Annotated in this window: 25 protein-coding genes; 15 read left to right on the top strand and 10 right to left on the bottom strand. The window is 72.0% G+C overall.

Annotated elements, in window-relative coordinates; translation table 11 throughout:
* Positions 1-100 precede the first annotated feature (100 nt).
* Both fdxA and dapC read left to right on the top strand, forming a co-directional pair.
* Positions 101-427: a ferredoxin gene (gene fdxA / locus ACFYOY_RS02910; protein WP_014054705.1), complete on the top strand. Its 327-nt coding sequence runs from the start codon at positions 101-103 to the stop codon at positions 425-427.
* 213 nt (positions 428-640) lie between these two features.
* Positions 641-1762: a succinyldiaminopimelate transaminase gene (gene dapC / locus ACFYOY_RS02905; protein WP_388584392.1), complete on the top strand. Its 1122-nt coding sequence runs from the start codon at positions 641-643 to the stop codon at positions 1760-1762.
* A 77-nt stretch (positions 1763-1839) separates the two neighbouring features.
* Here the strand turns inward: dapC and ACFYOY_RS02900 are convergent, their stop codons facing one another.
* Positions 1840-2412: an ATP-binding protein gene (locus ACFYOY_RS02900; protein ID WP_388584390.1), complete on the bottom strand. Its 573-nt coding sequence runs from the start codon at positions 2410-2412 to the stop codon at positions 1840-1842.
* 215 nt (positions 2413-2627) lie between these two features.
* Positions 2628-3548, bottom strand: a complete 921-nt coding sequence (locus ACFYOY_RS02895; RefSeq protein WP_351879719.1) for a hypothetical protein — start codon at positions 3546-3548, stop codon at positions 2628-2630.
* A gap of 149 nt (positions 3549-3697) precedes the next feature.
* On the opposite strand from ACFYOY_RS02895, the gene dapE reads away from it, so the two are divergent.
* Positions 3698-4768, top strand: coding sequence for a succinyl-diaminopimelate desuccinylase (gene dapE, locus ACFYOY_RS02890; RefSeq protein WP_351879722.1), 1071 nt, complete (start codon positions 3698-3700; stop codon positions 4766-4768).
* A gap of 214 nt (positions 4769-4982) precedes the next feature.
* On the top strand, positions 4983-5732 hold the full coding sequence (locus ACFYOY_RS02885; protein ID WP_351879725.1) for a TIGR00730 family Rossman fold protein: 750 nt from the start codon (positions 4983-4985) through the stop codon (positions 5730-5732).
* Positions 5733-5780: 48 nt separating this feature from the next.
* Here ACFYOY_RS02885 and folP read toward each other — a convergent pair whose 3' ends face one another.
* A complete protein-coding gene (gene folP, locus ACFYOY_RS02880; RefSeq protein ID WP_351879728.1) occupies positions 5781-6641 on the bottom strand; it encodes a dihydropteroate synthase in 861 nt (286 codons plus the stop codon).
* Positions 6642-6779: 138 nt separating this feature from the next.
* On the opposite strand from folP, the gene ACFYOY_RS02875 reads away from it, so the two are divergent.
* Positions 6780-7274 (top strand): DivIVA domain-containing protein, encoded by a 495-nt coding sequence (locus ACFYOY_RS02875; protein WP_388584387.1) that lies wholly within the window; start codon positions 6780-6782, stop codon positions 7272-7274.
* Complete coding sequence (locus ACFYOY_RS02870) at positions 7271-7867, top strand: DNA-3-methyladenine glycosylase I (RefSeq protein WP_351879734.1); 597 nt, start codon at positions 7271-7273, stop codon at positions 7865-7867. Before ACFYOY_RS02875 ends, ACFYOY_RS02870 begins: the two co-directional genes overlap by 4 nt.
* Positions 7868-7958: 91 nt before the next feature.
* Here ACFYOY_RS02870 and ACFYOY_RS02865 read toward each other — a convergent pair whose 3' ends face one another.
* Positions 7959-8765: an enoyl-CoA hydratase-related protein gene (locus tag ACFYOY_RS02865; RefSeq protein WP_351879737.1), complete on the bottom strand. Its 807-nt coding sequence runs from the start codon at positions 8763-8765 to the stop codon at positions 7959-7961.
* A 360-nt stretch (positions 8766-9125) separates the two neighbouring features.
* Here ACFYOY_RS02865 and ACFYOY_RS02860 point away from each other — a divergent pair, with 360 nt between their 5' ends.
* Positions 9126-9293 (top strand): DUF3117 domain-containing protein, encoded by a 168-nt coding sequence (locus ACFYOY_RS02860; protein WP_003966491.1) that lies wholly within the window; start codon positions 9126-9128, stop codon positions 9291-9293.
* 122 nt (positions 9294-9415) lie between these two features.
* Here ACFYOY_RS02860 and ACFYOY_RS02855 read toward each other — a convergent pair whose 3' ends face one another.
* Positions 9416-10081, bottom strand: a complete 666-nt coding sequence (locus ACFYOY_RS02855) for an O-methyltransferase (protein ID WP_351879740.1) — start codon at positions 10079-10081, stop codon at positions 9416-9418.
* Positions 10082-10212: 131 nt separating this feature from the next.
* Here ACFYOY_RS02855 and sigE point away from each other — a divergent pair, with 131 nt between their 5' ends.
* From sigE to ACFYOY_RS02830, 5 genes are all read left to right on the top strand, one after another.
* The gene (gene sigE / locus ACFYOY_RS02850; protein WP_079059467.1) at positions 10213-11031 is read left to right on the top strand and encodes an RNA polymerase sigma factor SigE; all 819 of its coding nucleotides are present in this window, start codon (positions 10213-10215) and stop codon (positions 11029-11031) included.
* Positions 11028-11951, top strand: a complete 924-nt coding sequence (locus tag ACFYOY_RS02845; protein ID WP_351879744.1) for a zf-HC2 domain-containing protein — start codon at positions 11028-11030, stop codon at positions 11949-11951. Before sigE ends, ACFYOY_RS02845 begins: the two co-directional genes overlap by 4 nt.
* 393 nt (positions 11952-12344) lie before the next feature.
* Positions 12345-14156, top strand: coding sequence for a trypsin-like peptidase domain-containing protein (locus ACFYOY_RS02840; protein ID WP_388584382.1), 1812 nt, complete (start codon positions 12345-12347; stop codon positions 14154-14156).
* A gap of 100 nt (positions 14157-14256) precedes the next feature.
* On the top strand, positions 14257-14727 hold the full coding sequence (locus ACFYOY_RS02835) for a sec-independent translocase (protein ID WP_059145246.1): 471 nt from the start codon (positions 14257-14259) through the stop codon (positions 14725-14727).
* A gap of 118 nt (positions 14728-14845) precedes the next feature.
* Positions 14846-15505, top strand: coding sequence for a hypothetical protein (locus tag ACFYOY_RS02830; RefSeq protein WP_351879750.1), 660 nt, complete (start codon positions 14846-14848; stop codon positions 15503-15505).
* A 99-nt stretch (positions 15506-15604) separates the two neighbouring features.
* On the opposite strand, the gene ACFYOY_RS02825 is transcribed toward ACFYOY_RS02830, so the two are convergent.
* The 3 genes from ACFYOY_RS02825 to ACFYOY_RS02815 form a co-directional block, all read right to left on the bottom strand.
* Positions 15605-16759: an Mrp/NBP35 family ATP-binding protein gene (locus ACFYOY_RS02825; RefSeq protein WP_388584378.1), complete on the bottom strand. Its 1155-nt coding sequence runs from the start codon at positions 16757-16759 to the stop codon at positions 15605-15607.
* 69 nt (positions 16760-16828) lie between these two features.
* Positions 16829-17344 carry a DUF1003 domain-containing protein gene (locus tag ACFYOY_RS02820; RefSeq protein ID WP_351879753.1) on the bottom strand — a complete coding sequence of 172 codons (516 nt, stop codon included), beginning with the start codon at positions 17342-17344 and terminating at the stop codon, positions 16829-16831.
* Complete coding sequence (locus tag ACFYOY_RS02815) at positions 17334-18617, bottom strand: magnesium transporter MgtE N-terminal domain-containing protein (protein WP_351879756.1); 1284 nt, start codon at positions 18615-18617, stop codon at positions 17334-17336. Before ACFYOY_RS02815 ends, ACFYOY_RS02820 begins: the two co-directional genes overlap by 11 nt.
* A 187-nt stretch (positions 18618-18804) precedes the next feature.
* Between ACFYOY_RS02815 and ACFYOY_RS02810 the strand changes: the two genes are divergently transcribed.
* The gene (locus ACFYOY_RS02810; RefSeq protein WP_351879759.1) at positions 18805-19554 is read left to right on the top strand and encodes a hypothetical protein; all 750 of its coding nucleotides are present in this window, start codon (positions 18805-18807) and stop codon (positions 19552-19554) included.
* Positions 19555-19721: 167 nt separating this feature from the next.
* Here ACFYOY_RS02810 and ACFYOY_RS02805 read toward each other — a convergent pair whose 3' ends face one another.
* On the bottom strand, positions 19722-20267 hold the full coding sequence (locus ACFYOY_RS02805) for a hypothetical protein (protein WP_351879762.1): 546 nt from the start codon (positions 20265-20267) through the stop codon (positions 19722-19724).
* Between the two features lie 85 nt (positions 20268-20352).
* On the opposite strand from ACFYOY_RS02805, the gene ACFYOY_RS02800 reads away from it, so the two are divergent.
* Positions 20353-21312: a DMT family transporter gene (locus ACFYOY_RS02800; RefSeq protein WP_388584373.1), complete on the top strand. Its 960-nt coding sequence runs from the start codon at positions 20353-20355 to the stop codon at positions 21310-21312.
* A 57-nt stretch (positions 21313-21369) separates the two neighbouring features.
* Here the strand turns inward: ACFYOY_RS02800 and ACFYOY_RS02795 are convergent, their stop codons facing one another.
* A complete protein-coding gene (locus ACFYOY_RS02795; protein ID WP_137967318.1) occupies positions 21370-22470 on the bottom strand; it encodes a magnesium and cobalt transport protein CorA in 1101 nt (366 codons plus the stop codon).
* Between the two features lie 451 nt (positions 22471-22921).
* On the opposite strand from ACFYOY_RS02795, the gene ACFYOY_RS02790 reads away from it, so the two are divergent.
* Positions 22922-23527, top strand: a complete 606-nt coding sequence (locus tag ACFYOY_RS02790) for a suppressor of fused domain protein (RefSeq protein ID WP_351879768.1) — start codon at positions 22922-22924, stop codon at positions 23525-23527.
* Positions 23528-23541 lie beyond the last annotated feature (14 nt).

Below are 23541 nucleotides of genomic sequence, written 5' to 3'. Positions count from 1 at the left end.
CTCATGTGCGTCTGGTGCCCAAGAACGGAGATACTAGGTGCGGGCATCGACGACGCCGCGCTCCCGCGCGATAGCAGCCCTAACGAGGAGGAACGACAGCGTGACCTACGTCATCGCGCAGCCTTGTGTCGACCTGAAAGACAAGGCGTGCATCGAGGAGTGCCCCGTCGACTGTATCTACGAGGGCCAGCGGTCCTTGTACATCCACCCGGACGAATGCGTCGACTGCGGGGCCTGTGAGCCGGTTTGCCCGGTCGAGGCGATCTTCTACGAGGACGACACTCCCGAGGAGTGGAAGGACTACTACAAGGCGAACGTCGAGTTCTTCGACGAGCTCGGTTCGCCCGGTGGCGCGAGCAAGCTCGGCCTGATCGAGCGGGACCACCCCTTCATCGCCGCGCTTCCGCCGCAGGAGCACGACGAGTAACCCTGCCCCGGCGTCAGCGCCCGGAAGCAGCCGGCGGTCCCGTATGGCCTGTGGCCTGCGGGACCGGGCTGTTTTCCCGGGCGCTCCCGGCGTTCCGGTGGGTCCCGGGTCTCCCCGGGGTCCACCGGTTCGGCCGGAATCCACCGGGTTCCCGGGTCAGCGGCCCGGGCAGTTCGAAGAACCCGGGCAGTTCCGAAGAAAGTGAGCCACCCCGTGCCACCCGTATCCGCCCGCCTCCCGGTCTTCCCCTGGGACCGGCTCGAACCGTACAAGGCGATCGCCGCGGCCCACCGCGACGGCATCGTCGACCTCTCGGTGGGCACCCCCGTCGACCCGGTCCCCGAGCTGATCCGCGCGGCCCTCGCCGACGCCTCGGACAGCCCCGGCTATCCGACCGTCTGGGGCACGGCCGCGCTGCGCGACGCCCTCACCGGCTGGGTGGAGCGGCGGCTGGGCGCGGCCCGGGTGACCCACACCCAGGTGCTGCCGGTGGTCGGCTCGAAGGAACTGGTGGCCTCGCTGCCCGCGCAGCTTGGTCTCGGCCCCGGCGACGGGGTCGCCTTCCCGCGGCTCGCCTATCCGACGTACGAGGTGGGCGCGCGACTGGCGGGCGCCGAGCCGGTGCCGTACGACACGCGGACATTTGCGGCCGGCGCCGCGGGCACCGATCTCGACCCGGCCGGGCTGAAGCTGCTGTGGCTCAACTCTCCGTCCAACCCGACCGGCCAGGTGCTGTCCAAGGACGAGCTGCGCACCGCCGTCGCCTGGGCCCGCGAGCACGGGGTGCTGGTGGTCAGCGACGAGTGCTATCTGGAGCTGGGCTGGGAGGCGGACCCGGTCTCCGTACTCCACCCGGACATCTCCGGCGGGTCCTTCGAGGGGCTGGTGGCGGTCCACTCGCTGTCCAAGCGGTCCAATCTGGCGGGCTACCGGGCGGCCTTCCTCGCCGGTGACGAGGCGGTGCTGGGCGAGCTGCTGAAGATCCGCAAGCACGGCGGGATGATGGTGCCCGCACCGGTGCAGGCGGCCACGGTCGCGGCGCTCGGCGACGAGAAGCACGTGGCCGAGCAGCGTGAGCGCTATGAGCGGCGCCGGGCGGCGCTGCGGTCGGCGCTGGAGGGCCGGGGCTTCCGCATCGAGCACAGCGAGGCGTCGCTGTATCTGTGGGCGACGCGGGACGAGCCGTGCTGGGACACCGTGGGCGCCCTCGCCGAGCTGGGCATCCTGGTGGCCCCGGGCGAGTTCTACGGCGCGGCGGGGGAGCGGCACGTCCGGGTCGCGTTCACGGCGACCGACGAGCGCGTGGCGGCGGCGGTGCGGCGGCTGGCGGGCTGAACAGATCAACAGGTGAACGACCGGGAGGGGCCCGGGGAGTACGAGACTCCCCGGGCTCCCGTGTTGGTCCGGCGAGATCAGCCGAGCAGCGGCAGGCCCTTGATCGGCAGGTCCTTGACCGGGAGGTCCGGGCCCTGCGGGGCGCTGGGCGCGGGGGCCTGCGGGGCGGCGGCCTGCGCGGGTGTGGCCGCCTTGCCCTTGCCCTTGGCGTGGGCGCCGCCCTTGCCCTTCCCGTGTCCGAGGGCCCTGCTCTCGCCCTTACCGGCGGCCTTGGCGTGGGCGGCCCCGGCCGGGCCGGCCTTGGCGGCCTTGGTGGTCTTCGCGCCCTTGGCGGTCTTCGCGCCCTTGGCGGGCTTCGCGGGCTTGGCCGGGGCCGCCGTCGCCGGGGCGGTCTGGCCCGGCAGGATCTCCTTGACGGTCCCGCCGGCCTTGCGGCTGACGTCACCCGCCGTGCTCCCGACCTGCTGCGAGGCGACGTCGGCGACCTCACCGACCGAGGCGGGGTCCAATGAGGACAGCCCCAGCTTGGAGGACTGCGGCTGGGCCGGCTCCGCCGCACTCGCGACGCCGGCGGCGCCGACGACGGGTGCCGCGCTCGCCGCGACCAGCAGTGCGGCCCGGGCGATCCGACGGGTGAGAGGGAGGGACATGGTTCTCCTTTGGCGGAGGGACAATTGGCGTGCGGTGCCCGGCGATTCGGACGCTGTGAATACCGCGCGAACCCCGCGAAGGTTGCGGTGAGACAAGGCAAAGAGTTGGCAATGCGTCGCATTATCCGGTTCTGCGTGTAATACGCCCGGGCCATTCCTCCGTGCGTGCCGCACAATGCGCCGTAAGCCGCCCTGAACTGCGGTGATTCCATGCGCTATCGCATGGTGACGATCCGCACTTCCGTCCCGGAAATTCCCTTGGCGGGACGCCAACCCGCCGCGGAATTCCGGGCGTTCCATTCGCGCTCGCCGTAAGAGACACGTTCGATGCGCAACTCGTCCGAGTGGGCCACCGCCCAGTGCGCGATCTCCCAGCCGCGCTGCCCCGCGCGCCCCGGAGCCGCCGCCTTCGGCACCGGAACCACCACCGTGTGCGGCGAGGGCGCGGCCTGCTTGCCGCCGCCGTGCCCGGCCGAGGCCGGCCGCGCCTCCGTCTCGGAGCCGAACTCCCGCTTCAGCGAAGCCCGTACGCGCCCCGGATCGCCCGCCTGACCGTCGTCCGGCGGCCCCGGGCAGCTGAGGGCCGCCCCGGAGCGCCCGGTGAGGGCGCCGGTCAGCACCACCGCTTCGGTCTCATGCTTCGCGTACGCCTGGGGGAATCCGCTGCGCTGCACCCGCTGCGCCGCCACCGTCAGCGGCAGCCGCGAATAGCCGGGCATCCGCACCAGGTCGTCGTAGAACTTCCCGGCGGCGTAGACCGGATCACGGATCTGCCGCACACTGCCCCAGCCCTGGGAGGGGCGTTGCTGGAACAGCCCCTGCGAATCCCGGTCCCCGTGGCGGATGGTGCGCAGCCCCGACTCCTGCAGGGCGGTGGCCAGTGCGATGGTGACGGCGCGCTCCGGCAGTCCGCGGGAGGCGGCCACGGCCTCGATCGTGGCGGCGTTCACGGTCTGTTCGGGGGAGAGCCGCACATCCTCGCCGTTCGCCCGTACGACACAGCGCGGCGGTCCCACACCACCCGTCAGCAGCTGCGCCGCCAGGTATCCGGCCAGCGCCAGCAGTACGGCACAGGCGACCGCGGCCCGCAGCAGCCGGGCGCGGTGGGAGAAGACGGACAGGGGCACGCGCCACACGGTACTGGAGCTCGCGCGGCCCCGCCGGATCACGGGCGCGGGGTGGGGAACACCACGTCGCCAACCGCTTGGGCCGCCAGGACCGGGGCCGCCCGGGTCGCCGGGCCGGGGCCGCCGGGGGCCAGGGCCGACCGGCTAGGGTCGGCCGTATGGCACACCCAGAACTCGACCTGTCCCTGGACGCGGCCCGGCTCACCGCCCGGCTCGTCGACTTCCCCTCGGTCAGTGGTGAGGAGAAGGCGCTCGCCGACGCCGTGGAGCAGGCCCTGCGGGCCCTGCCGCATCTGACCGTCGACCGGGACGGGGACGCCGTCGTCGCACGTACGAACCTCGGGCGGGACGAGCGGGTCGTGCTGGCGGGCCATCTGGACACCGTGCCGATCGCCGACAACGTGCCCTCCCGCCTCGACGACGACGGCGTGCTGTGGGGCTGCGGCACCTCCGACATGAAGTCCGGCGTCGCCGTACAGCTGCGCATGGCCGCCACCGTTCCCGAGCCCAACCGCGACCTCACCTTCGTCTTCTACGACCACGAGGAGGTCGCCGCCGAGCTCAACGGGCTGGGGCGGCTGGCCAGGAATCACCCCGAGTGGCTGGCCGGGGACTTCGCCGTGCTGCTGGAGCCCACCGACGGCAAGGTCGAGGGCGGCTGCCAGGGCACGCTGCGGGTACGGGTGACCACGCAGGGGCGGCGCGCCCACTCCGCGCGCAGCTGGCTCGGTGAGAACGCCATCCACAAGGCCGCGCCGATCCTGGACCGGCTGGCCGGATACGTCCCCCGGCGGGCGGAGATCGACGGGCTCACCTACCGCGAGGGCCTCAACGCGGTACGGATCGACGGCGGCCACGCGACCAACGTCATCCCGGACTTCTGCACGGTGACGGTGAACTTCCGCTTCGCCCCCGACCGCTCCGAGGAGGAGGCGCTCGCGCACGTCCGCGAGGTCTTCACCGGCTTCGACATCGAGCTCACCGACAGCGCGCCCGGCGCCCTGCCCGGTCTCGGCCACCCGTCGGCCGCCGCCCTCGTGGCGACCCTCGGGGTGGAGGTGGCCCCCAAGGACGCCTGGACCGATGTCGCCCGCTTCTCGGCGCTCGGCGTGCCCGCGGTGAATTACGGGCCCGGCGATCCGAAGCTGGCCCACACCCGCGAGGAGCACGTACCGGTCGCCGCCGTCCTGGAGGCCGAAGAACGACTGCGCGCCTGGCTGGCCCACTAGCGCCACCGGGCGGCCGGCCCCGCCACGGGCCGCAGCCGGCCGCAGGCGTCTGGATCCGTCGGGCGTCCCCTGGCGGCGCCCGGTGGCCGTTGGACCTGTGATCAGCGGTTCGGTGGGTGAGTGTGGCCGGGATTTCGGCTCCAAGCCGCCCGTGGGGCCTACCCTGAACCACAGATCTTTGACCAGATCTTGGTCTTGGCGAAGGGAGCACACAGTGGGCAACGCCGAAGAAGAGCGAGCGCTGCACGAGCAGCGTCTGGGCCCGGTCGTGCGCCGCCGCCACCAGATGCGACCCGAGACGACCGATCAGCGGCTCCTGGACACGCAGGGGGCCACGCATTGGGTGCACGAGGACCCGTTCCGGGTGATGCGCATCCAGTCGGAGTTCGTCGAGGGCTTCGGCACCCTGGCGGAGCTCGGCCCGGCGATCAGCGTGTTCGGCTCCGCCCGTACGCTCGAGGGGTCCCCGGAGTACGAGGCGGGGGTGCGGATCGGCCGGGCCCTCGTCGAGGCGGGCTTCGGGGTGATCACCGGCGGTGGCCCCGGCGCGATGGAGGCCGCCAACCGCGGCGCGACCGAGGGGGGCGGCGTCTCGGTCGGCCTGGGCATCGAGCTGCCGTACGAGCAGGGTCTGAACCCGTACGTCGACATCGGCGTCAACTTCCGCTACTTCTTCGTGCGAAAAACGATGTTTGTGAAGTATGCCCAGGGGTTCGTGGTGCTTCCCGGCGGGCTCGGCACCCTCGACGAGTGCTTCGAGGCGCTCACCCTCGTCCAGACCAAGAAGGTCACCCGCTTCCCGATCGTCCTTTTCGGCAGCGCCTACTGGAAGGGCCTGGTCGACTGGCTCAGGAACACCCTGATCGCGGAGGGCAAGGCGTCCCCGCACGATCTGGACCTGTTCCACCTCACCGACGACATCGACGAGGTGATCGACCTGGTGACCAAGGAGTCCGGCGTCTGACGGCGCGCTCCTCGCGCCCCGCCGGGCCGGTGCCCGGCGGGTTTCCCCTCAGGCCAGTCCCCGGCGGGCGACCGCCGGGGGCCGGTGGCCCGCGATGGACGACACCATGTCCAGCACCTGGCGGGTCTCGGCCACCTCGTGCACCCGGTAGATCTGGGCCCCCAGCCAGGCCGATACGGCGGTCGTCGCGAGCGTGCCGATCAGCCGCTCCTTGACCGGCCGGTCCAGGCTCTCGCCGACGAAGTCCTTGTTGGACAGCGAGACCAGGACGGGCCAGCCGGTCTCCGTCAGTTCGCCCAGCCGGCGCGTCGCCTCCAGTGAGTGGCGGGTGTTCTTACCGAAGTCATGGCCCGGGTCGATCATGATCCCGTCGCGCCGCACCCCCAGTTCGAGGGCGCGCTCCGCGAGGTCCACGGTGACCCGCAGGATGTCCTCCACCACATCGTCGTAGCCGATCCGGTGCGGGCGGGTGCGCGGCCGGGCCCCGCCCGCGTGGGTGCACACCAGCCCGACGCCGTGGCGGGCGGCGACCTCGGCCAGCTTGGGGTCGACCCCGCCCCAGGCGTCGTTGAGCAGATCCGCACCAGCGGCGCAGACCGCCTCGCCGACCTCATGGCGCCAGGTGTCCACGCTGATCACCACGTCCGGATGGCGCCTGCGGACCTCGGCCACGAAGCCCACTGTGCGGCGCGCCTCCTCCTCGGCACTCACCTCGTCACCGGGTCCGGCCTTGACGCCGCCGACGTCGATGATTGCGGCGCCGTCCGCGATGGCCTGCTCCACGCGGGCCAGGGCGGGCTCGTCGCGGAAGGTCGCCCCCTGGTCGTAGAAGGAATCCGGTGTCCGGTTCACGATCGCCATGATCACTCGCTCGTTCTCGCCGAACTCACGTCGTCCCAGCCGCAGCATCCGAACTTCCTTCACGTCTTCTTCCAGGTTGCGGGCAGCGACGATAACTGTCGGAGGGGCATGGCACGATCGGGGCAGACAGTTATCGAGGCCGACGGACACAGACTCAACCATGCATCTGACGGGGAGACGATCACCGTGTTCTTGTTCTTGCTGATCGCGCTGGTCGTGGTGGTCGGCGGGGTCACGCTCGCCGTCGTCGGCGGCGGTGACGGCCCGCTCACCGAGGCGCCCCCGGACCGGCTGGACGAGCCGCTGCCCGCCGACCGGCCGCTGGCCCGCGCCGATGTGGAGGCGCTGCGGCTCCCCATGACGCTGCGGGGCTACCGGATGGCGGACGTCGACGATGTGCTGGGCCGCCTCGGTGCCGAGCTCGCCGAGCGCGACGCCCGGATCGCCGAGCTGGAGGCGGCGCTCGCGGGCCCGCACCCGAAGCCGTCGTCGCCCCCCGGGCCCGGCCCCGATCCCCTGTCGGCCCCGGAGAGCGACCACGGCTTCGGGCGGAGCGGCCGGGAGGGCCCGGCCGAGTGGCCCGGCTTCGACGAAGACGGCTTCGAGGGAAACCTCTTCGAGGGGCGCGGCTACGACGGGCGCGGCCATGAGGGACACGGCTACGAAGGGCATGGCGCATGAGCGGGCAAGGTGTGGTTCCCGGGCCGGACGGTCTGTTGCGCTGTCCCTGGGGGCTGGAGGCCGAGACCATGGCCGACTACCGCGTCTACCACGACACGGAGTGGGGCCGCCCGGTCCACGGCGATGACGCGCTCTATGAGCGGATCTGTCTGGAGGCGTTCCAGTCCGGGCTGTCCTGGCTGACGATCCTGCGCCGCCGGGAGGGGTTCCGGGCCGCCTTCGCCGACTTCTCGATCAAGAAGGTCGCGGAGTTCACCGAGGCCGATGAGCAGCGGTTGATCGCCGACCCCGGGATCATCCGCAACCGGGCCAAGATCGCCGCCACGATCTCCAACGCCCGCGCCGCGGCGGCCCTGGCGCCCGGTGAGCTGGACGAGCTGATCTGGTCCCATGCCCCGGCCTCCGACGGCCGCCCCATCCCGCGGACCGCCACCGATGTGGCCGCGATCACCCCGGAGTCCACGGCCCTCAGCCGCGACCTCAAGAAGCGCGGCTTCCGCTTCGTCGGCCCCACCACGGCCTACGCCCTGATGCAGGCATGCGGTCTGGTCAACGACCATCTGGCCGACTGCCACAGCCGCGACGCGGTCTGATCGCCACAGCCGCGACGGGCTCCGAGCCCCGGCCGCGACGCGTTCCGAGACGGGCTCCGAGCCCCGGCCGCCGGCGGCCGGGGCGAGCCGGTCAGCGGCCGGTGAACCTCGGCTTCTCCTTGTTCACGAACGCGTTCACCGCGATGGCGTGGTCGTCCGAGGCCCCCGCGCGGCGCTGCAGTTCGTCCTCCATGGCCAGGGACTCGGTGAGGGTGTGGCCGGCGGCGAACGCCAGGGACTCCTTGAGCGCCGCGTAGGCCGCGGTGGGGCCCTCGGCCAGCCGCCGGGCGACCGCCGCCGCCTCGGCGGCCAGCTCGTCGGCCGGGACCACCCGGTGCGCGATGCCCAGGTCGAGTGCCTCCTGGGCGTCGATACCGCGCGGGAAGAGCAGCAGATCCGCCGCGCGGCCGTATCCGATCAGCCGCTGAAGGGTCCAGGAGACCCCCGAGTCGGCGGTCAGCGCGACCCCGGCGAAAGAGGTGTTGAAGGAGGCGGTGTCCGCGACGATCCGGTAGTCGGCGGCGAAGGCGAAGCCCGCCCCGGCGCCCGCCGCGACGCCGTTGACGGCGGCGACCACGGGCTTCGGCATCCCGGCGATCGCGGTGACGATCGGGTTGTAGTGCAGCGCCACCGTGCTCATGGTCGAGCCCTCGCCGCTGCCGTCACGGTCGGAGGCCAGCAGGCCGATGTGCTCCTTGAGGTCCTGGCCGACGCAGAAGGCCCGCTGCCCGGAGCCGGTGAGCAGCACCGCCCGCACCGCCGGGTCCTCCGCGGCCTGCAGCAGCGCGTCGCGCAGCGCCACCTTGGTGTCGATGTTCAGGGCGTTCATCGCGTCGGGACGATTGAGCGTGATCGTCGCGAGGCCTTCGGCGAGGTCATAGAGCACGGTGTCGGCCATGGCGGTCCTCCGGCGGTGAGGCGAGGCGAGTTGGCGGGTGGCTCGGGCGGTGGCCGCACCGGCGGGCCCGGGAGGGGGCCCGCCGCGGCGGTCAGCGCACAGCATGCCGGAGATCATGACCGACCGACATGTGACCTGTGTCAAAGAACCGACCCTTCGTTCGGTGACGGCGGGCGTACGCTACCGCGACCCCCTCCCCGAATTGGGTGGTTTTGGGGGAGCGCCTCGTACAGGCGTTGCCGACCGATGTTGGTCATCGGGTCATGCCATGCGGGATAATGAGAGTGAAGCAACGTGTTCGATGCCGGTGACACCTGGGTTGTCGGCTGCGATGAGCTGGTTTCAGGAAGGGGAACGAGCATGGCGGCCATGAAGCCGCGGACGGGCGACGGCCCGCTCGAGGTGACCAAGGAGGGGCGGGGCATCGTCATGCGCGTTCCGCTCGAAGGCGGCGGTCGGCTCGTCGTCGAGCTGACACCGGACGAGGCCGACGCCCTCGGCGACGCCCTGAAGAAGGTCGTCGGCTGACGGCTTGCGGCCCACCATCACCCGCGCGCTGCCCCGGCGGCCGGTACGTCAGGTACCGGCCGCCGGGGCAGCGCATGTAAGGGGTTCCGCTATGCGGCGGGGGACCGGCCGGGCCGGCCGTTTCAGCCCCGCTTGACCGCGCAGAGCAGGCCGTCGCCGACCGGCAGCAGGGACGACTGCAGCACGGTGGACTCCCGTACGGTCCGCAGCAGTTCGCGCACCCGCAGCACCTCCGTGGGCTGGGCGGCGGAGTCCACGGTCCGCCCGTTGGTGAAGACCCCCTCGAAGCAGACGAGCCCGCCGGGCCGCAGCAGACGCAACGATTCGGCGAGGTAGTCCAGGCACTCCAGCCGGTCGCCGTCGCAGAAGACCAGGTCGTATCCGCCATCGGCCAGCCGGGGCAGCACATCCAGGGCGCGGCCGGGGATGAAGCGCGCCCGATTTCCGGTGAACCCGGCCTCGCGGAACGCCTGCCGGGCGAACTGCTGCATCTCCGGTTCGGTGTCCACGGTGGTCAGCACGCCGTCCGGGCGCATCCCGCGCAGCAGATGAATCCCCGAGACGCCCGTCCCGGTGCCGATCTCGGCGACGACCTTGGCATCGGCGGCGGCAGCGAGCAGCCGCAGCGCGGCGCCGGTGCCCGCCGACACCGAGCGCAGCCCTGCCTCCCGGGCCCGGTCACGGGCCCAGTGAAGGGCTTCGTCCTCGGCGACGAACGCGTCGGCGAACGCCCAGCTCGTCTGCCGGTTGCCGGTAATGACCTTCTCCTGTCCCCGTAGTTGGCGCAACGGTGACTGTATCCGCTGCGCACGGGAACCCGCAGATGGGACCAGGCGTTGTAGAAGCCGGGGGGGACCGTATGGATCACGACCAAATGCAGGTCAAAAATGCTTATCCGGAGCTAACGGGCGAGGTGGATATGGTAGGGGCTCTACTGGACACCACCAGAGCCGACAGGGGAGGTGCGGCTGCGGCCGGTGACCGGCGAGTGCTGAAGCGCTTTCGCAGGTCAGTGGGCGAGCCGAAATCCGTGACCAACACCGCTGACCGTTCTCGCCCCCGTAGCCCAAAGGGCACGGGAGGTGCGCCCCTCGCCGAGCCCGCCACCACCGCGACCTTCGCCACGGACGCGGACGCGCCGGCGTGGACGCCTCCTACCTGGGAGGAGATCGTCAGCACGCACAGCGCACGGGTCTACCGCCTCGCCTACCGGCTCACCGGTAACCAGCACGACGCCGAGGATCTCACCCAGGAAGTGTTCGTCCGCGTCTTCCGCTCGCTGTCGACGTACACCCCGGGCACGTTCGAGGGCTGGCTGCACCGCATCACCACCAATCTCTTCCTCGACATGGTCCGCCGTCGGCAGCGCATCCGCTTCGACGCTCTCGGCGAGGACGCGGCGGAGCGGCTCCCCAGCCGCGAGCCCTCTCCCCAGCAGCACTTCAACGACACCCACTTCGACGCCGATGTGCAGCAGGCGCTGGACACCCTCGCCCCGGAGTTCCGCGCCGCCGTGGTGCTCTGTGACATCGAGGGACTGTCCTACGAGGAGATCGCTGCCACTCTGGGCGTCAAGCTGGGCACTGTGCGCAGCCGCATCCACCGCGGCCGCTCGCATCTGCGCAAGGCGCTGCAGCACCGTGCCCCCGCGGCGCGGACCGGTCAGCAGCATGAGGTCGCCGCGGTGGCGCCGCGTGTCACGGCCCCCCGGCTGAGCGGGGAGGTCGGAATCGCGTGACCCGATCAGGCGGTCCGTCCCCCGCCGAGCAGCATCTCGGCGACCGCCTTGCGGCTCTGGTCGACGGTGAGCTGGGGCATGACGCGCGTGAGCGCGTCCTCGCCCATCTCGCCACCTGCTGCAAGTGCAAGGCGGAAGCCGATGCTCAGCGTCGGCTGAAAAACGTGTTCGCCCAGACGGCGCCCCCGGCACCGTCCGAGGGCTTTCTGGCGCGTCTGCAGGGCCTGCCGGCCGCGGGCGACGATGGAATGGGCGGCTCCCCCTTCGGGGGCCCGAGCGTCTTCGGCCCGCGCGAGATGCGCGGCACCCCACGGGACGTTCGCGAGCTGCGCGGCGTCCGGGAGCCGGAGGAGAGACGGGAGCGGGCCTTCGCCTTCGTGCCCGCGATGCCCCCGGGCAGCGCGATCGCTCCGGCGGCGTCGGCTCGTGCCTCACGTCAGCGCGGCTTCAGGATCCATGAGGTCGAGCGCCCCGCCCCGCGCCGCAGGTTCGCCTTCGCGGCGGCCGGAGCGGTCTCGCTGGCGGCCTTCGCGCTCGGCGCTGCCCTTCCGCTGGACGCGGCGGTCGACCCCCCGGGAAGTTCGGCCGACGGTGCCGACACCGCGGTCGCCCCGGTCGAGGCCGACGCCGCCGTGAGCACGGGCGTCCGGGAGCGGACCCGCCAGGAGGTGGGGCTGATGGCCACCACGGACACCCGGACGGGCACCCCGTCCCCGACGGCCACCCCGCATCCACCGTCCCTGCACCAGCCCGTAGGGGCGGCGCTGAATCCGCTGATACAGCCGATTCTCTCGGTCACGGAGCTGCTGCGGACGTCGAACTCCACCCCCCCGGCCCCCGCGCCGACCCAGCTGGAGGTCCCGTCCCGGCCCACGTCGGGCGGCTCGCCGTATCTCGGGGTCAGTGCGCCCCCGAAGTAGTGCGACGGCGGTGACGGCGCGACGTCGTCGGCCGCCCGTCTCTTTGCCGATCATGACAAGGTCTGTTCGTCCGCCCTGCGCGAGCGCCGACGGACCTGATTGAATCGGCTCCGGGCAGCGCGGCTTGGCCTTACCGGCTGGGACACGCACCGGGCAAGCAAGGGTGCTTGGCCTTACCGCCGGGGGCATTCCCAGGGTGGCTGGGGTAGGCCGAAGGGCGCCTTAGTGTGTCCGGGTGCTGGGTTCTTCCGGCGAGTGAGCCGAAGGGGCGCGTCGCTGTCGTAAGGGAGAGCGCGCGTAGGGAGCGAGGAACGAGCGACCGAGCACGGTCGACCGTCGACAGCGACTGGAGCGCCCCGGAGGCGAACCGAGCCTCTAAAAAAGAGGGAGATCATGGACGAGCCGAAGGCCCCCAAGCCGAAGTGGTGGAGCCGCCCGGTCGCCGCACGACCCGGCGACCGGCCGAGCGATGCGGCGGAGGGCGCCGAGGAGCGTACGGAGGCTGCCGCCGCGCAGGCGCCGCCGGAGCCGGTGGACGCGCCCATGGAGGGCCGCGCGCCCGAGGAGCAGGCGCCCCGGCCGCTGCACGAGCCCGACCCGTACAGCACCCCGCCCTACGGCGGCCCCGGGCCCTGGGCCCCGGCCCCGCCCGTCCAGCACCCGGTGGCGACCCCCGCGCAGGGCACGCATGTCCCACCCGGGATGGCCCAGGCGCCGGCCCCGGCTCCCGGGATGGCCCAGGCACCGCCCCAGGCCCCCGGACCCCAGGCACCGCCCCAGGCCCCCGGAATGGCCCAGGCACCGCCCCAGGCCCCCGGGACGCCCCAGACGTCGCCCCAGGCCCCCGGAATGACGCCGCCCCACGGCACCACCCTGCCGCCCGCCACGGGCCCCGTACCGGGGCGGAGCGCGCCCGTGCCCATGCCGTCGCACCCCGGGACGACCCCGCCGCACGGCACACAGCTGCCGGTGGGGCCCGGAGAGCCCCACCGGCCCGCCCCGATGGCGCAGCCCGCCCCGACCGCCCAGTGGCGCGGCTACGACCCCTGGACCGTGGTTCCGCCGCCCGCCGCGCCCAAGACGCCGAAGACGGTCTCCCGCCGCGGCGCCTGGATCGCCGTGCTGCTGATCGCCCTGGTCGCGGGGTGTATCGGCGGCGGTATCGGCGCGTACGCGGAGCGGGACGACGCCTCCGGCGGCGTCGATGTGAAGCTGCCGCAGGCCCCGGTCGAGAAGGAGGCCAGGGCCCCGGACACCGTCGCGGGGATCGCCGCCAGCTCGCTGCCCGGCGTGGTGACCATCCATGTGCGCGGCAGCTCGGAGGAGGGCACCGGCACCGGCTTCGTCCTCGACAAGCAGGGCCATATCCTCACCAACAACCATGTCGTCCAGCCCGCCGGCGCGGACGGCGACATATCGGTGACGTTCAACAGCGGCCAGGACGCCAAGGCCGAGATCATCGGCCGCGACACCGGCTATGACCTGGCGGTCGTCAAGGTCGACCGCGTCTCCGGGCTCACCCCGCTGCCGCTGGGCAACTCCGACTCCGTGCGCGTCGGCGACCCCGTCGTGGCCATCGGCGCCCCCTTCGACCTGGCGGGCACCGTCACCTCCGGGATCATCAGCGCCAAGGAGCGCCCCATCACCGCGGGCGGCGAGAAGGAGGACGGCAGTGACGTCAGCTATGTCGACGCGCTGCAGACCGACGCCCCGATCAACCCGGGCAACTCCGGCGGCCCCCTGGTCGACCGCAAGGGCCGGGTCATCGGGATCAACAGCGCGATCCGGGCGGCCGACGACGGCTCCGGCCTCGGCGGCGGCCAGGGCGGCAGCATCGGCCTGGGCTTCGCCATCCCGATCAACCAGGGCAAGCGGGTGGCCGAGGAGCTGATCAACACCGGGAAGGCCACCCATCCGGTGATCGGCGTGACCCTCGATATGAGCTACACGGGCGACGGCGCCCGGGTGAACACCAAGGGTGCCGGCAGCGGCCCGCCGGTCACCTCCGGCGGCCCCGGCGACAAGGCGGGGATCAAGGCCGGTGACGTGATCACGGAGGTGGACGGCGTTCCGGTGCACAGCGGACAGGAGCTGATCGTGAAGATCCGCAGCCACCGCCCCGGTGACCGGCTCGCGCTCACCGTCAAGCGCGACGGTAAGAAGCGCACCGCTCAGCTGACCCTGGGATCGGCGAGCAGCGGCTGACGCGCGATGTTGGCCCGGCCGTCTCCCGCGCCGACCCTGCCGCCAGGTACGGTGTTGAGTGGCCCAGGCCGGGGCCCCAGACGTCTTGAGGAGCTGCAAGGTGTTGGACATAGGACCTCTCGAGCTTGTCGCGCTCGTTGTCCTTGCGGTGCTCGTCTTCGGCCCGGACAAGCTCCCGAAGGTGATTCGGGATGTCTCGCAGTTCATCCGGAAGATCCGGGAGTTCTCCGACAGCGCCAAAGAGGACATCCGCTCCGAGTTGGGGCCGGAGTTCAAGGACTTCGAGTTCGAGGACCTCAACCCCAAGACCTTCGTGCGCAAGCATGTGCTGGACTCCGATGAACTCGGCCTGAAGGAGATCCGTAACGGCTTCGACCTCCGAAAGGAGATGGCGGAGGTCGCCGACGCGGTGCACGGCCGGGAGAGTGATCCGCCGCAGGGCTCTTCAGGGGCTTCCGGCACTACCCCGCCGTCCCTGTCCAAGGGTGACTCCAGCACGCCTGACCTGCTGCGCAAGCGCGAGGAGCCGAGCCGCGAGGAGCGTCCGCCGTTCGACTCCGACGCCACTTGATCCCCCCGTATGCCCGGCCTGGTTGACCCGTATGGCTATCCTCCCTTTGTCCGGGGTGAGGGTCGCCCGAGGGGGGCGGGCCGCCCACAACGCAGGGCAACGAGGAGGCCGCGCGCACATGGAGACCACGGGTCGGCTAGGGGAACGAGGGGTGGCAACGGCTGCGCAGGGGATGCCCGCCGACGCCCGGCGGAGCGTCGACGGCTATCTGATGGCCCGCTTTCCCTGGTACGGGCTTGACGAGGCATTCACCGGCCCCCGCTGGCTGATGCAGGTGGGCGCGGCGGCCGATGGCATCGTCGAGTACGGCTCGACCGGCCATGGCGAGGAGCCGTCGCTGCGCGTCGAGACCGATATGGACCAGCAGCGCTTCACGGTAGTCGTCACCGTCGCCAGCCGCCCGGGGCGGGACAGCGCCGACGGCACCGGCAAGCTGGAGGCCACCTCGGTCTCCTCCGCCGCCTGGCTGGCCGGCTCCGGTCTGTTGTCGTGCACCTGGCCGACGCGGATGGAGCGGGCGCTGCGCCAGGACTGGCTGGACCAGCAGACCGCGATCGCCTGGGAGCTGGCGGACGATCTGGAGGGCGAGAGCTGGTCGCAGCTGTCGCTCCCGGTGGACGGGGCGCCGACCGACTTCCACTACCGCGAGTCGGAGTACGGCTGGGTGCTGGCCGGAACGGCGGGCGAGGACGTGCACATCGGCGCGTACGGGCGCGGGATGAGCGCCTACGGCCTGGGGTTCGCGGTGGTCAAGGACATCACCCGCTACGACGCGTAAGGCATCCGCCAAAGGCTCAGGGGCGGCTTCCCGAGGAAGCCGCCCCTGAGCCGTGAGGCCGTGGCCGAGCGAGCCGTAAGGCCGTGGCCGAGCGGGCGCTCAGAACTTGTTGCGCGGGGTGACGCCCAGCGACATGCCCGCGAGGCCGCGCTGCCGTCCGCCGATCTTGCCCGCGATCGCCTTGAGCGCGCTGCCCGCCGGGGAGTCGGGGTCGGTCAGCACGACCGGCTTCCCCTCGTCGCCGCCCTCGCGCAGCCGTACGTCGATCGGGATGGAGCCCAGCACCGGCACCGTCGTGCCGGTGGTCCGGCTGAGCCCGGCGGCGACCACCTGGCCGCCGCCGGTGCCGAAGACGTCGACCATCTCGTCGCAGTGCGGGCAGGGCAGCCCGGACATGTTCTCCACAACGCCGACGATCTTCTGATGGGTCTGGACGGCGATGGCACCGGCCCGCTCGGCGACCTCGGCGGCGGCCTGCTGCGGCGTCGTCACCACCAGGATCTCGGCGTTGGGCACCAGCTGGGCCACGGAGATCGCGATATCGCCGGTGCCCGGGGGGAGGTCGAGGAGCAGCACATCGAGGTCGCCCCAGTAGACATCCGCCAGGAACTGCTGGAGCGCGCGGTGCAGCATCGGCCCGCGCCAGACCACCGGGGCGTTCCCGGGGGTGAACATGCCGATCGAGATCACCTTCACGCCGTTCGCCGACGGCGGCATGATCATGTTCTCGACCTGGGTGGGCCGTCCGTCGGCGCCCAGCATGCGGGGCACCGAGTGGCCGTAGATGTCGGCGTCCACCACGCCGACCTTGAGCCCGTCGGCGGCCATCGCGGCGGCCAGGTTGACCGTCACCGACGACTTGCCGACGCCGCCCTTGCCGGAGGCCACCGCGTAGACCCGGGTCAGTGAGCCGGGCTTGGCGAAGGGCACCTCGCGCTCGGCCTGGCCGCCGCGCAGCGAGGTGGCCAGCTCACGTCGCTGCTCATCGCTCATCACATCGAGTTCGACCGTGACCCCGGTCACGCCCTCGACCTCGGCGACCGCCGTCCGCACGCTGTTGGTGATCGTGTCCCGCATCGGACAGCCGGAGACTGTGAGGTAGACCACCACGGCGACCGAGCCATCCGCCGCGATCTCGACGGATTTGACCATGCCGAGGTCGGTGATCGGCTTGTGGATCTCCGGGTCGTTGACCGTCGCGAGCGCGGCGCGTACCGCGTCTTCGCTCGGCGCTGGGAGGGTGTCGGTAGCCATACGGAGATGGTACGGCGCCGCGGGCGGGACGCGGGATGGCCGTCGGCGGTCGCGTTCCTCACTCGGCCCTCATTCGGCCGGGGGTTCGCCGTGGACGCCGGGCCGCGGGGCGCTCCGTCCGCCGTCCGGCTCCCGGCGCAGGTCCTCCAGCTGGTCGCGGAGCCAGTCGCGGGTGGCGACCTCGCCCAGACCCGTCCGCAGCGCCGCGATCTCCCGGGTGAGGAACTCGGTGTCGGCGATCGACCTTTCGTTCCGCTTGCGGTCCTGTTCGAGGTTGACGCGGTCGCGGTCGGCCTGGCGGTACTGGGCCAGCAGGATCAGCGGGGCGGAGTACGACGCCTGGAGCGAGAGCATCAGCGTCAGGAAGATGAACGGGAACGGGTCGAACCGCAGCCGCGGCGGCGCCAGGATGTTCCAGGCCAGCCATAAGGCGACGAAGGCGGTCATCCAGGCGATGAACCGCCCGGTGCCCAGGAAGCGCGCGATCCGCTCCGACGCCTTGCCGAACGCCTCGGGGTCCCAGCGCGGCAGCGGGCTGCGGCGCCGCGCCTTGGGCCGGTCCAGCCGGATGCCCTCACCGTCCATCGGCGGCCTCCGGCAGCGCCATCCCGGCGTACAGCTCGCGCTCCCGCCAGTCGGACGGCAGCAGATGGTCCAGCACGTCGTCGACCGTCACGGCGCCGAGCAGGGAGCCGGTCTCGTCCACGACGGGCGCCGCGAGCAGGTTGTAGGTGGCCAGATGGCCGGCGACGACGGGCAGCGGGGTGTCCGGCGGCAGCGTCGGCAGATCGGTGTCGACGGACGCCCCGACGAGGGTGAACGGCGGGTCACGCAGCAGCCGTTGGAAGTGGATGACGCCCAGATAGCGGCCGGTGGGCGTCTGGTCGGGCGGGCGGCACACATAGACCTGGGCGGCGAGCGCGGGCGTCAGGTCCTGGTTGCGCACCCGGGCGAGCGCGTCCGCGATGGTGGCGTCCGGGCGCAGCACGATCGGCTCGGTCGTCATCAGACCGCCCGCCGACCCTTCCTCGTACGACATCAGCCGCCGCATGTCCGCCGCGTCGCGGGGGCGCATCAGGTCCAGCAGCCGCTCCTTGTCGGGTTCGGGAAGTTCGGAGAGCAGATCGGCCGCGTCATCGGGGTCCATGGCCTCCAGGACGTCGGCCGCGCGCTCCTCCTTGAGCTTGCCGAGGATCTCCACCTGGTCGTCGTCGGGCAGCTCCTCCAGGACGTCCGCGAGACGCTCGTCGTCCAGGGCCGCCGCCACCTCGCCCCGGCGCTTCGCGGACAGGTGGTGCAGCACATTGGCCAGGTCGGCGGGGCGCAGCTGCTCGAAGGTGGCCAGCAGGTTCTCCGCGCCCTGGCCCTGCTCCTCCAGCGAGAAGCCGGTGACCGCCGACCAGTCCACGGTCAGCGCCTCGCCGCGGCGGCGCAGCGCGCCGGTCTTGCCGCGGCGTACGAAGACCTTGTCGACCTCCCACTCCCGGCGCGCGGGCAGCTGGGTCATCGCCACGTCGAGGACCGTCACCGGTTCGCCGGTCTCGACCACCTGCACCGTGCGGTCGAGCAGTTCGCCGAGGACCAGGGTTTCGGTGGGGCGCTGTTCGAAGCGGCGCATGTTGAGCACACCGGTGGTGATGACCTGGCCGGACTCCACGCCGGTCACCCGCGTCATGGGCAGGAAGATCCGGCGGCGGCCGATCACCTCGACCACCAGGCCGAGCACCCGCGGCGGGCGGCCGGCCAGCCGCAGCATCGCCACGACATCGCGCACCCGCCCCACCTGGTCGCCGTTCGGGTCGAAGACGGCGACGCCCGCGAGATGCGAGACGAAGACCCGGGGGGCGCCTGCCGGCATGCCCTGCCTCCCCTCATGTATGGGGTTTTGTGGTCATTCAAGTTAATGATCCGCTCTTCACCGGGTTCAGGCTAACGTGCCCGCACCTGCCCTGCCGCCGGGCGAGGGCGGTACGGCACCCTGCGGACACCGCGGGACGGCACCGGTACGCTGCCCTACTGCACCGGCATCAGGAGGCAGAGCGGACGTGCGCACCTGGAACAGGGCTGTCGTTGCGGCGATGTGCGCGGGGTTGGCCGCCACGCTCGCCGCGTGTGGCGGCGGCGGTGGGGAGCAGGACCCCGACGCGGGAACGAACGGCGTGGGAAAGCTCCCCGCCACGAAGATCGAGAGCAAGGTCCGTCAGGCGGTCGCCGGCGCGAGATCGGTGCGGCTCTCCGGCACGCTGGTCACCCAGGGAGCCACCTACAAGCTGAACATGCGGCTCAACGCCGACGGCGGCACGGGCCAGGTCTCCACCAAGGGCTCCAGCTTCGAGCTGCTGCGCGTGGGCAAGGAGCTCTACCTCAAGGCCGACGCGGGCTTCTGGTCCCACGACGGCGGGGACGAGGGGCACAGCGGCGCGGCCGACGCGGCCGGGAAGCTGGACGACAAGTATGTGAAGGTCCCCTCCGGCGACCCCTCCTACCAGCGGCTCAGCGGTTTCACCGATATGAAGCTGCTGCTGGACGGGCTGCTCGGCCTGCACGGCAAGGTCGCCACGGGTGACCACGGGCAGGTGGCCGGCGTACGGACGATCCGCATCAGCGCGGGCAAGGCCGGTGAGGGCGGATCGCTCGATGTCTCCCTGAAGGGCCGGCCCTATCCGCTGCGGCTGCAGCGGGCGGGCGGCGCGGGCGTGATCCAGCTCGCGGACTGGAACAAGGGCTTCAAGCTCGCCGCCCCGGAGAAGGGCCATGTGCTCGACTACGGGCAGCAGATCCCGGAGGCGCCGTAGCCGGCCCTACGGGCGCCGTAGCCACGAGCACGACCGTAAGGGGGAGGGCGCGTAAGGGCGGCGAGGCCGCGTCCTTGAAGCCAGGACGCGGCCTTACCGGGCGTCAGGGCCAGGAGGCGTCCTTACGGATGTCAGGACCGGAACGCGGCCTTACCCGGCGTCAGAAGCTACGACGCGTCCTTACGGGCGTCACGGGCCCGCTTCTTGCGGCGGGCGAGGAGCTTCGGGAGCGCCGCCGGGATCGGCCGGCGGGTGGTCGCCGGGGACGGCAGCGGGGTCGCCGCCAGGGAGCCGGTGGGGTGTTCGGCGAGCGCTCCGGGTGCGGGCTCCAGCCGTAGCACCCGGCATTCGCGCGCCCAGCGCTCCGCGATGTGGTCGGCGTCCGGCGCGTTCAGCCGCTTGCCCTTGAGCTCGTCGACCACCGCGGTCCACGCCTCGCCGCCCGGGGCCAGCTCGACCACCCGCGCGGGCCAGCCGACCAGGCGCCCGCCCTTGTCCTTGCTGCGCACGGTCACCGTGGCGCTTCCGCCGTCGGCCAGCCCGAGGCCCTGGAGGGGCTGCTCCTGGGGCCCGTCCCCGACGAGGCAGACCGCGCCTTCGTGCCAGATGTGCCACAGGGCGCGCGGGGCGCCCTCGGTGCCCTGGACCCAGATGAGGGCGGACTTCTTGGCCGCCTCCTCGACAAGGGCACGGTCCATCGGCGTCTGCGTCATGCCGACAGCCTAGGCCAGTCGCGCACCCGTCCCAGCCTGTGAAATGTCAGTTCCGTCGCATGCTCATGCGCCTTACGCTGACGCCGTGCCCACCGCCCGCGCCGCGCGCACCCAAGCCCACACCACCACCCCCGCCGCACCCGGTGACGGCGGCCGTCCCGGTGGTGGCGTTCCCGTCGACATCGCGCTCCTTACGGTCGCCATCGCCGGTGTCTCGCTCTCCGCGCCGCTGGCCGCCGCGACGGTGGCGCCCGCGCTCGCCATCGCCTTCTGGCGCAACGCCATGGCGGTGGGCGCGCTCACCCCGTTCGCGCTGTGGCGCCACCGGGGCGAGCTGCGCGGGATGGGCCGCCGGGCGGCGCTGCTGTCGGTCGGGGCGGGAGCGCTGCTCGCGGTGCACTTCGGCGCCTGGCTGCCGAGCCTGCACATGACCTCCGTGGCCTCCTCGACCGCGCTGGTGACCACGACCCCCATCTGGACGGCGCTGCTGCTGCGGCTGCGCGGCCACCGTCCGCCCACGCTCGCCTGGCTGGGCATGGGGCTCGCGATCCTCGGTGTGGTGATCCTCACCGGGGTTGATCTGTCCGCTTCCCCGGGCGCCCTGCTGGGCGACGCGCTCGCGCTGCTGGGCGGGGTGGCGGCGGCCGGGTACGTGCTGCTCGGGGCGGAGGTGCGCCGTTCGGTGAGCACCACCGCGTACGCCTACGTCTGCTACGCCACCACCAGCGTGCTCCTGCTGCTGACCTGCCTGGTGGCGGGCACGCGGCTCGGCGGCTACAGCGGCACCACCTGGCTGCAGCTGGCCGTGCTGACGGTCACCGCGCAGCTGCTGGGGCACACCCTCATCAACCGGGTGGTCAAGGGCCTCGGCCCCGCCATCACCTCGACCGCGATCCTGCTGGAGACGCCGGGGGCGGCCGTGATCGCGGCCCTGTGGCTGGGCCAGATGCCGCCCGTGGCCGCCTACCCGGCGCTCGCGGTGATCCTCGGCGGGCTCGCGCTGGTCATCATGGCGGACGGCAGGAAGCCCGGCCCAGGCCGATGAAGCCCCCCTCGGACGGGCCCGTCCGCTCGCGGTCCGGCCCGCAGCCGGCCGTTGCCCCTACAGCCAGCCGTTGCGCTTGAAGCCGCGGTGGATCGCGAAGCAGATGCCCACGGTGACGACGAGCACGGTCGGGTAGCCGAACTTCCAGCGCAGCTCCGGCATGTAGTCGAAGTTCATGCCGTAGATCCCCGCGATCATCGTCGGCACGGCGAAGATCGCCGCCCAGGACGTGATCTTCCGCATGTCCTCGTTCTGCGCGACCGTGGCCTGCGCCAGATTGGCCTGGAGGATCGAGTTCAGCAGGTCGTCGAAGGCCAGCACCTGCTCGTTGACCCGCGCCAGATGGTCCGCGACATCCCGGAAGTACGTCTGGATGTCCGGGTCCACCAGCCGCATCGGCCGCTCGCTCAGCAACTGCATCGGCCGCAGCAGTGGCGAGACGGCCCGCTTGAACTCCAGGACCTCGCGCTTGAGCTGGTAGATCCGGCCCGCGTCGCCGCCCCGCCGGGAGGTCGCGGCCGAGAAGACATCGATCTCGACCTCGTCGATGTCGTCCTGGACCGCGTCGGCGACCGCGAGATAGCCGTCGACGACCTGGTCGGCGATGGCGTGCAGCACCGCCGAGGGGCCCTTGGCGAGCAGCTCCGGGTCCTGCTGGAGCCGGTGGCGCAGGGCGCGCAGCGAGCCCTGGCCGCCGTGCCGCACGGTCACGATGAAGTTCCGGCCGGTGAAGCACATCACCTCACCGGTCTCCACCACCTCGCTGGTCGAGGTGAGTTCGGCGTGCTCGACGTAGTGGATGGTCTTGAAGACGGTGAAGAGGGTGTCGTCGTACCGCTCCAGCTTGGGCCGCTGATGGGCCTGCACCGCGTCCTCGACCGCCAGCGGGTGCAGCCCGAACTCCTGGGCGATCCCCGCGAACTCGCGCTCGGTCGGCTCATGCAGTCCGATCCAGGCGAACCCGCCCTCCTCGCGGACCCGCTCCATGGCCTTCGCCGGGCTCACGTGGTCGCTGACCCGCTTGCCGTCGCGGTAGACCCCGCAGTCGACCACGGCGCTGGTGACCGACGGGTCACGCGTCGCGTCGTAGTCGCTGGACGTACGGCCCCGGCGCAGGGCGGGGCGGACGGCTGCACGCAGGTCACGGATCATCGACATGACGGGCTCCTTCACGGGCCGGCCGTCAGCGGCGGGCGCGCGGCGCAGCGCTGCGCCCGGAAGGTGGACGTACGACACCCGGTGCCCGTACGTCCGCAAAGCGGGCGGCGCTCCGTGCGATGGCGCTGACGGAAGTTCGCGGAACTGAACAAAGCGGTACGAAGGCGCTCTACCGTCAGATGCCCTGGATACGAGATGGCTTCGCGTGTTTCACCGCCGGGGGGCGGGGTACGGAAGGCTTCAGATCATGGAGTCGCATACCAAGGGGAAACGACGGGAGAACTGTCGGTACTGCACGGTCGACTAGGATCCACCGCAGCCCCACCTCCTCCGGCCGGTCCCCCGTGAGGGACGACGTGTTGTAACTCCCTGGGCAGGGGTAAAGGCTATCAGTCGGCAGAACCGTTACGTCGCCGCTTTGCCCGTTCGATACGCGATCTATGCTCACCGCATGTCAGACGTTCTTCAGCTGGTCGAGGCCCGGTTGATCACCGCGCTGGGCGAGCCGGACGCCCGCGCCGCCATCACTTTCGTCGGTACGGACCGCATTGACGTGCTGCGATTCCGGGACGAGAGCGATGTGATCCGCTACGCCACCCTCGGCATGTCGGACCATCCGATGACCAGCCCGACCGCCGCCGTCGCCGACCCCCTGCGCGGGCCGCGCGCCGAGCTGCTGCTGACCGTACGGGCCGGCGGCCGCGGCCCCGACCTGGCCGTCCTCGACGAGGTGCTCCGCCCGCTCGCCGTGCTGGCGGCCTCCCCCCAGGTCGAGGGGGTCGTGGTGACCCCTGGCGCGTCGCTGGAGCTCGGCGGGCCGCTGTGGCCCGGGGCGTCCTTCAGCTCCGTCCTGGTCGCCGAACCGGGCGGCCTGGTCGAGGACTTGGAGCTGCGGGAGCCGATGGAGCCGGTGCGCTTCCTGCCGATGCTGCCGATGACCGCGAACGAGGCGGCGTGGAAGCGGGTGCACGGCGCCGGCGCCCTCCAGGACCTCTGGCTGCGGCACGGCACGGATCTGCGCGACCCGGTGCGATCCGGGGTGCCGCTGACGGGCTGAGGCCCGTAGGGACG

Source organism: Streptomyces sp. NPDC007875, assembly GCF_042868035.1.
Lineage (GTDB): Bacteria > Actinomycetota > Actinomycetes > Streptomycetales > Streptomycetaceae > Streptomyces > Streptomyces antimycoticus.
Note: the sequence above shows the minus strand (reverse complement) of the source record. Positions and strands in the feature narration are given on the sequence as shown.

Bases quoted from the DNA above. Each gene is read 5' to 3' on its own strand.
- ACFYOY_RS02830 (WP_351879750.1), top strand. From the start codon at position 14,846: ATGGAGACCACGGGTCGGCTAGGGGAACGAGGGGTGGCAACGGCTGCG.
- dapE (WP_351879722.1), top strand. From the start codon at position 3,698: ATGGCACACCCAGAACTCGACCTGTCCCTGGACGCGGCCCGGCTCACC.
- ACFYOY_RS02790 (WP_351879768.1), top strand. From the start codon at position 22,922: ATGTCAGACGTTCTTCAGCTGGTCGAGGCCCGGTTGATCACCGCGCTG.
- ACFYOY_RS02805 (WP_351879762.1), bottom strand. From the start codon at position 20,267: ATGACGCAGACGCCGATGGACCGTGCCCTTGTCGAGGAGGCGGCCAAG.
- ACFYOY_RS02795 (WP_137967318.1), bottom strand. From the start codon at position 22,470: ATGTCGATGATCCGTGACCTGCGTGCAGCCGTCCGCCCCGCCCTGCGC.
- sigE (WP_079059467.1), top strand. From the start codon at position 10,213: ATGGTAGGGGCTCTACTGGACACCACCAGAGCCGACAGGGGAGGTGCG.
- ACFYOY_RS02815 (WP_351879756.1), bottom strand. From the start codon at position 18,617: ATGCCGGCAGGCGCCCCCCGGGTCTTCGTCTCGCATCTCGCGGGCGTC.
- folP (WP_351879728.1), bottom strand. From the start codon at position 6,641: ATGCTGCGGCTGGGACGACGTGAGTTCGGCGAGAACGAGCGAGTGATC.
- ACFYOY_RS02860 (WP_003966491.1), top strand. From the start codon at position 9,126: ATGGCGGCCATGAAGCCGCGGACGGGCGACGGCCCGCTCGAGGTGACC.
- ACFYOY_RS02865 (WP_351879737.1), bottom strand. From the start codon at position 8,765: ATGGCCGACACCGTGCTCTATGACCTCGCCGAAGGCCTCGCGACGATC.
- ACFYOY_RS02820 (WP_351879753.1), bottom strand. From the start codon at position 17,344: ATGGACGGTGAGGGCATCCGGCTGGACCGGCCCAAGGCGCGGCGCCGC.
- ACFYOY_RS02840 (WP_388584382.1), top strand. From the start codon at position 12,345: ATGGACGAGCCGAAGGCCCCCAAGCCGAAGTGGTGGAGCCGCCCGGTC.
- ACFYOY_RS02825 (WP_388584378.1), bottom strand. From the start codon at position 16,759: ATGGCTACCGACACCCTCCCAGCGCCGAGCGAAGACGCGGTACGCGCC.
- ACFYOY_RS02870 (WP_351879734.1), top strand. From the start codon at position 7,271: ATGAGCGGGCAAGGTGTGGTTCCCGGGCCGGACGGTCTGTTGCGCTGT.
- ACFYOY_RS02900 (WP_388584390.1), bottom strand. From the start codon at position 2,412: ATGTCCCTCCCTCTCACCCGTCGGATCGCCCGGGCCGCACTGCTGGTC.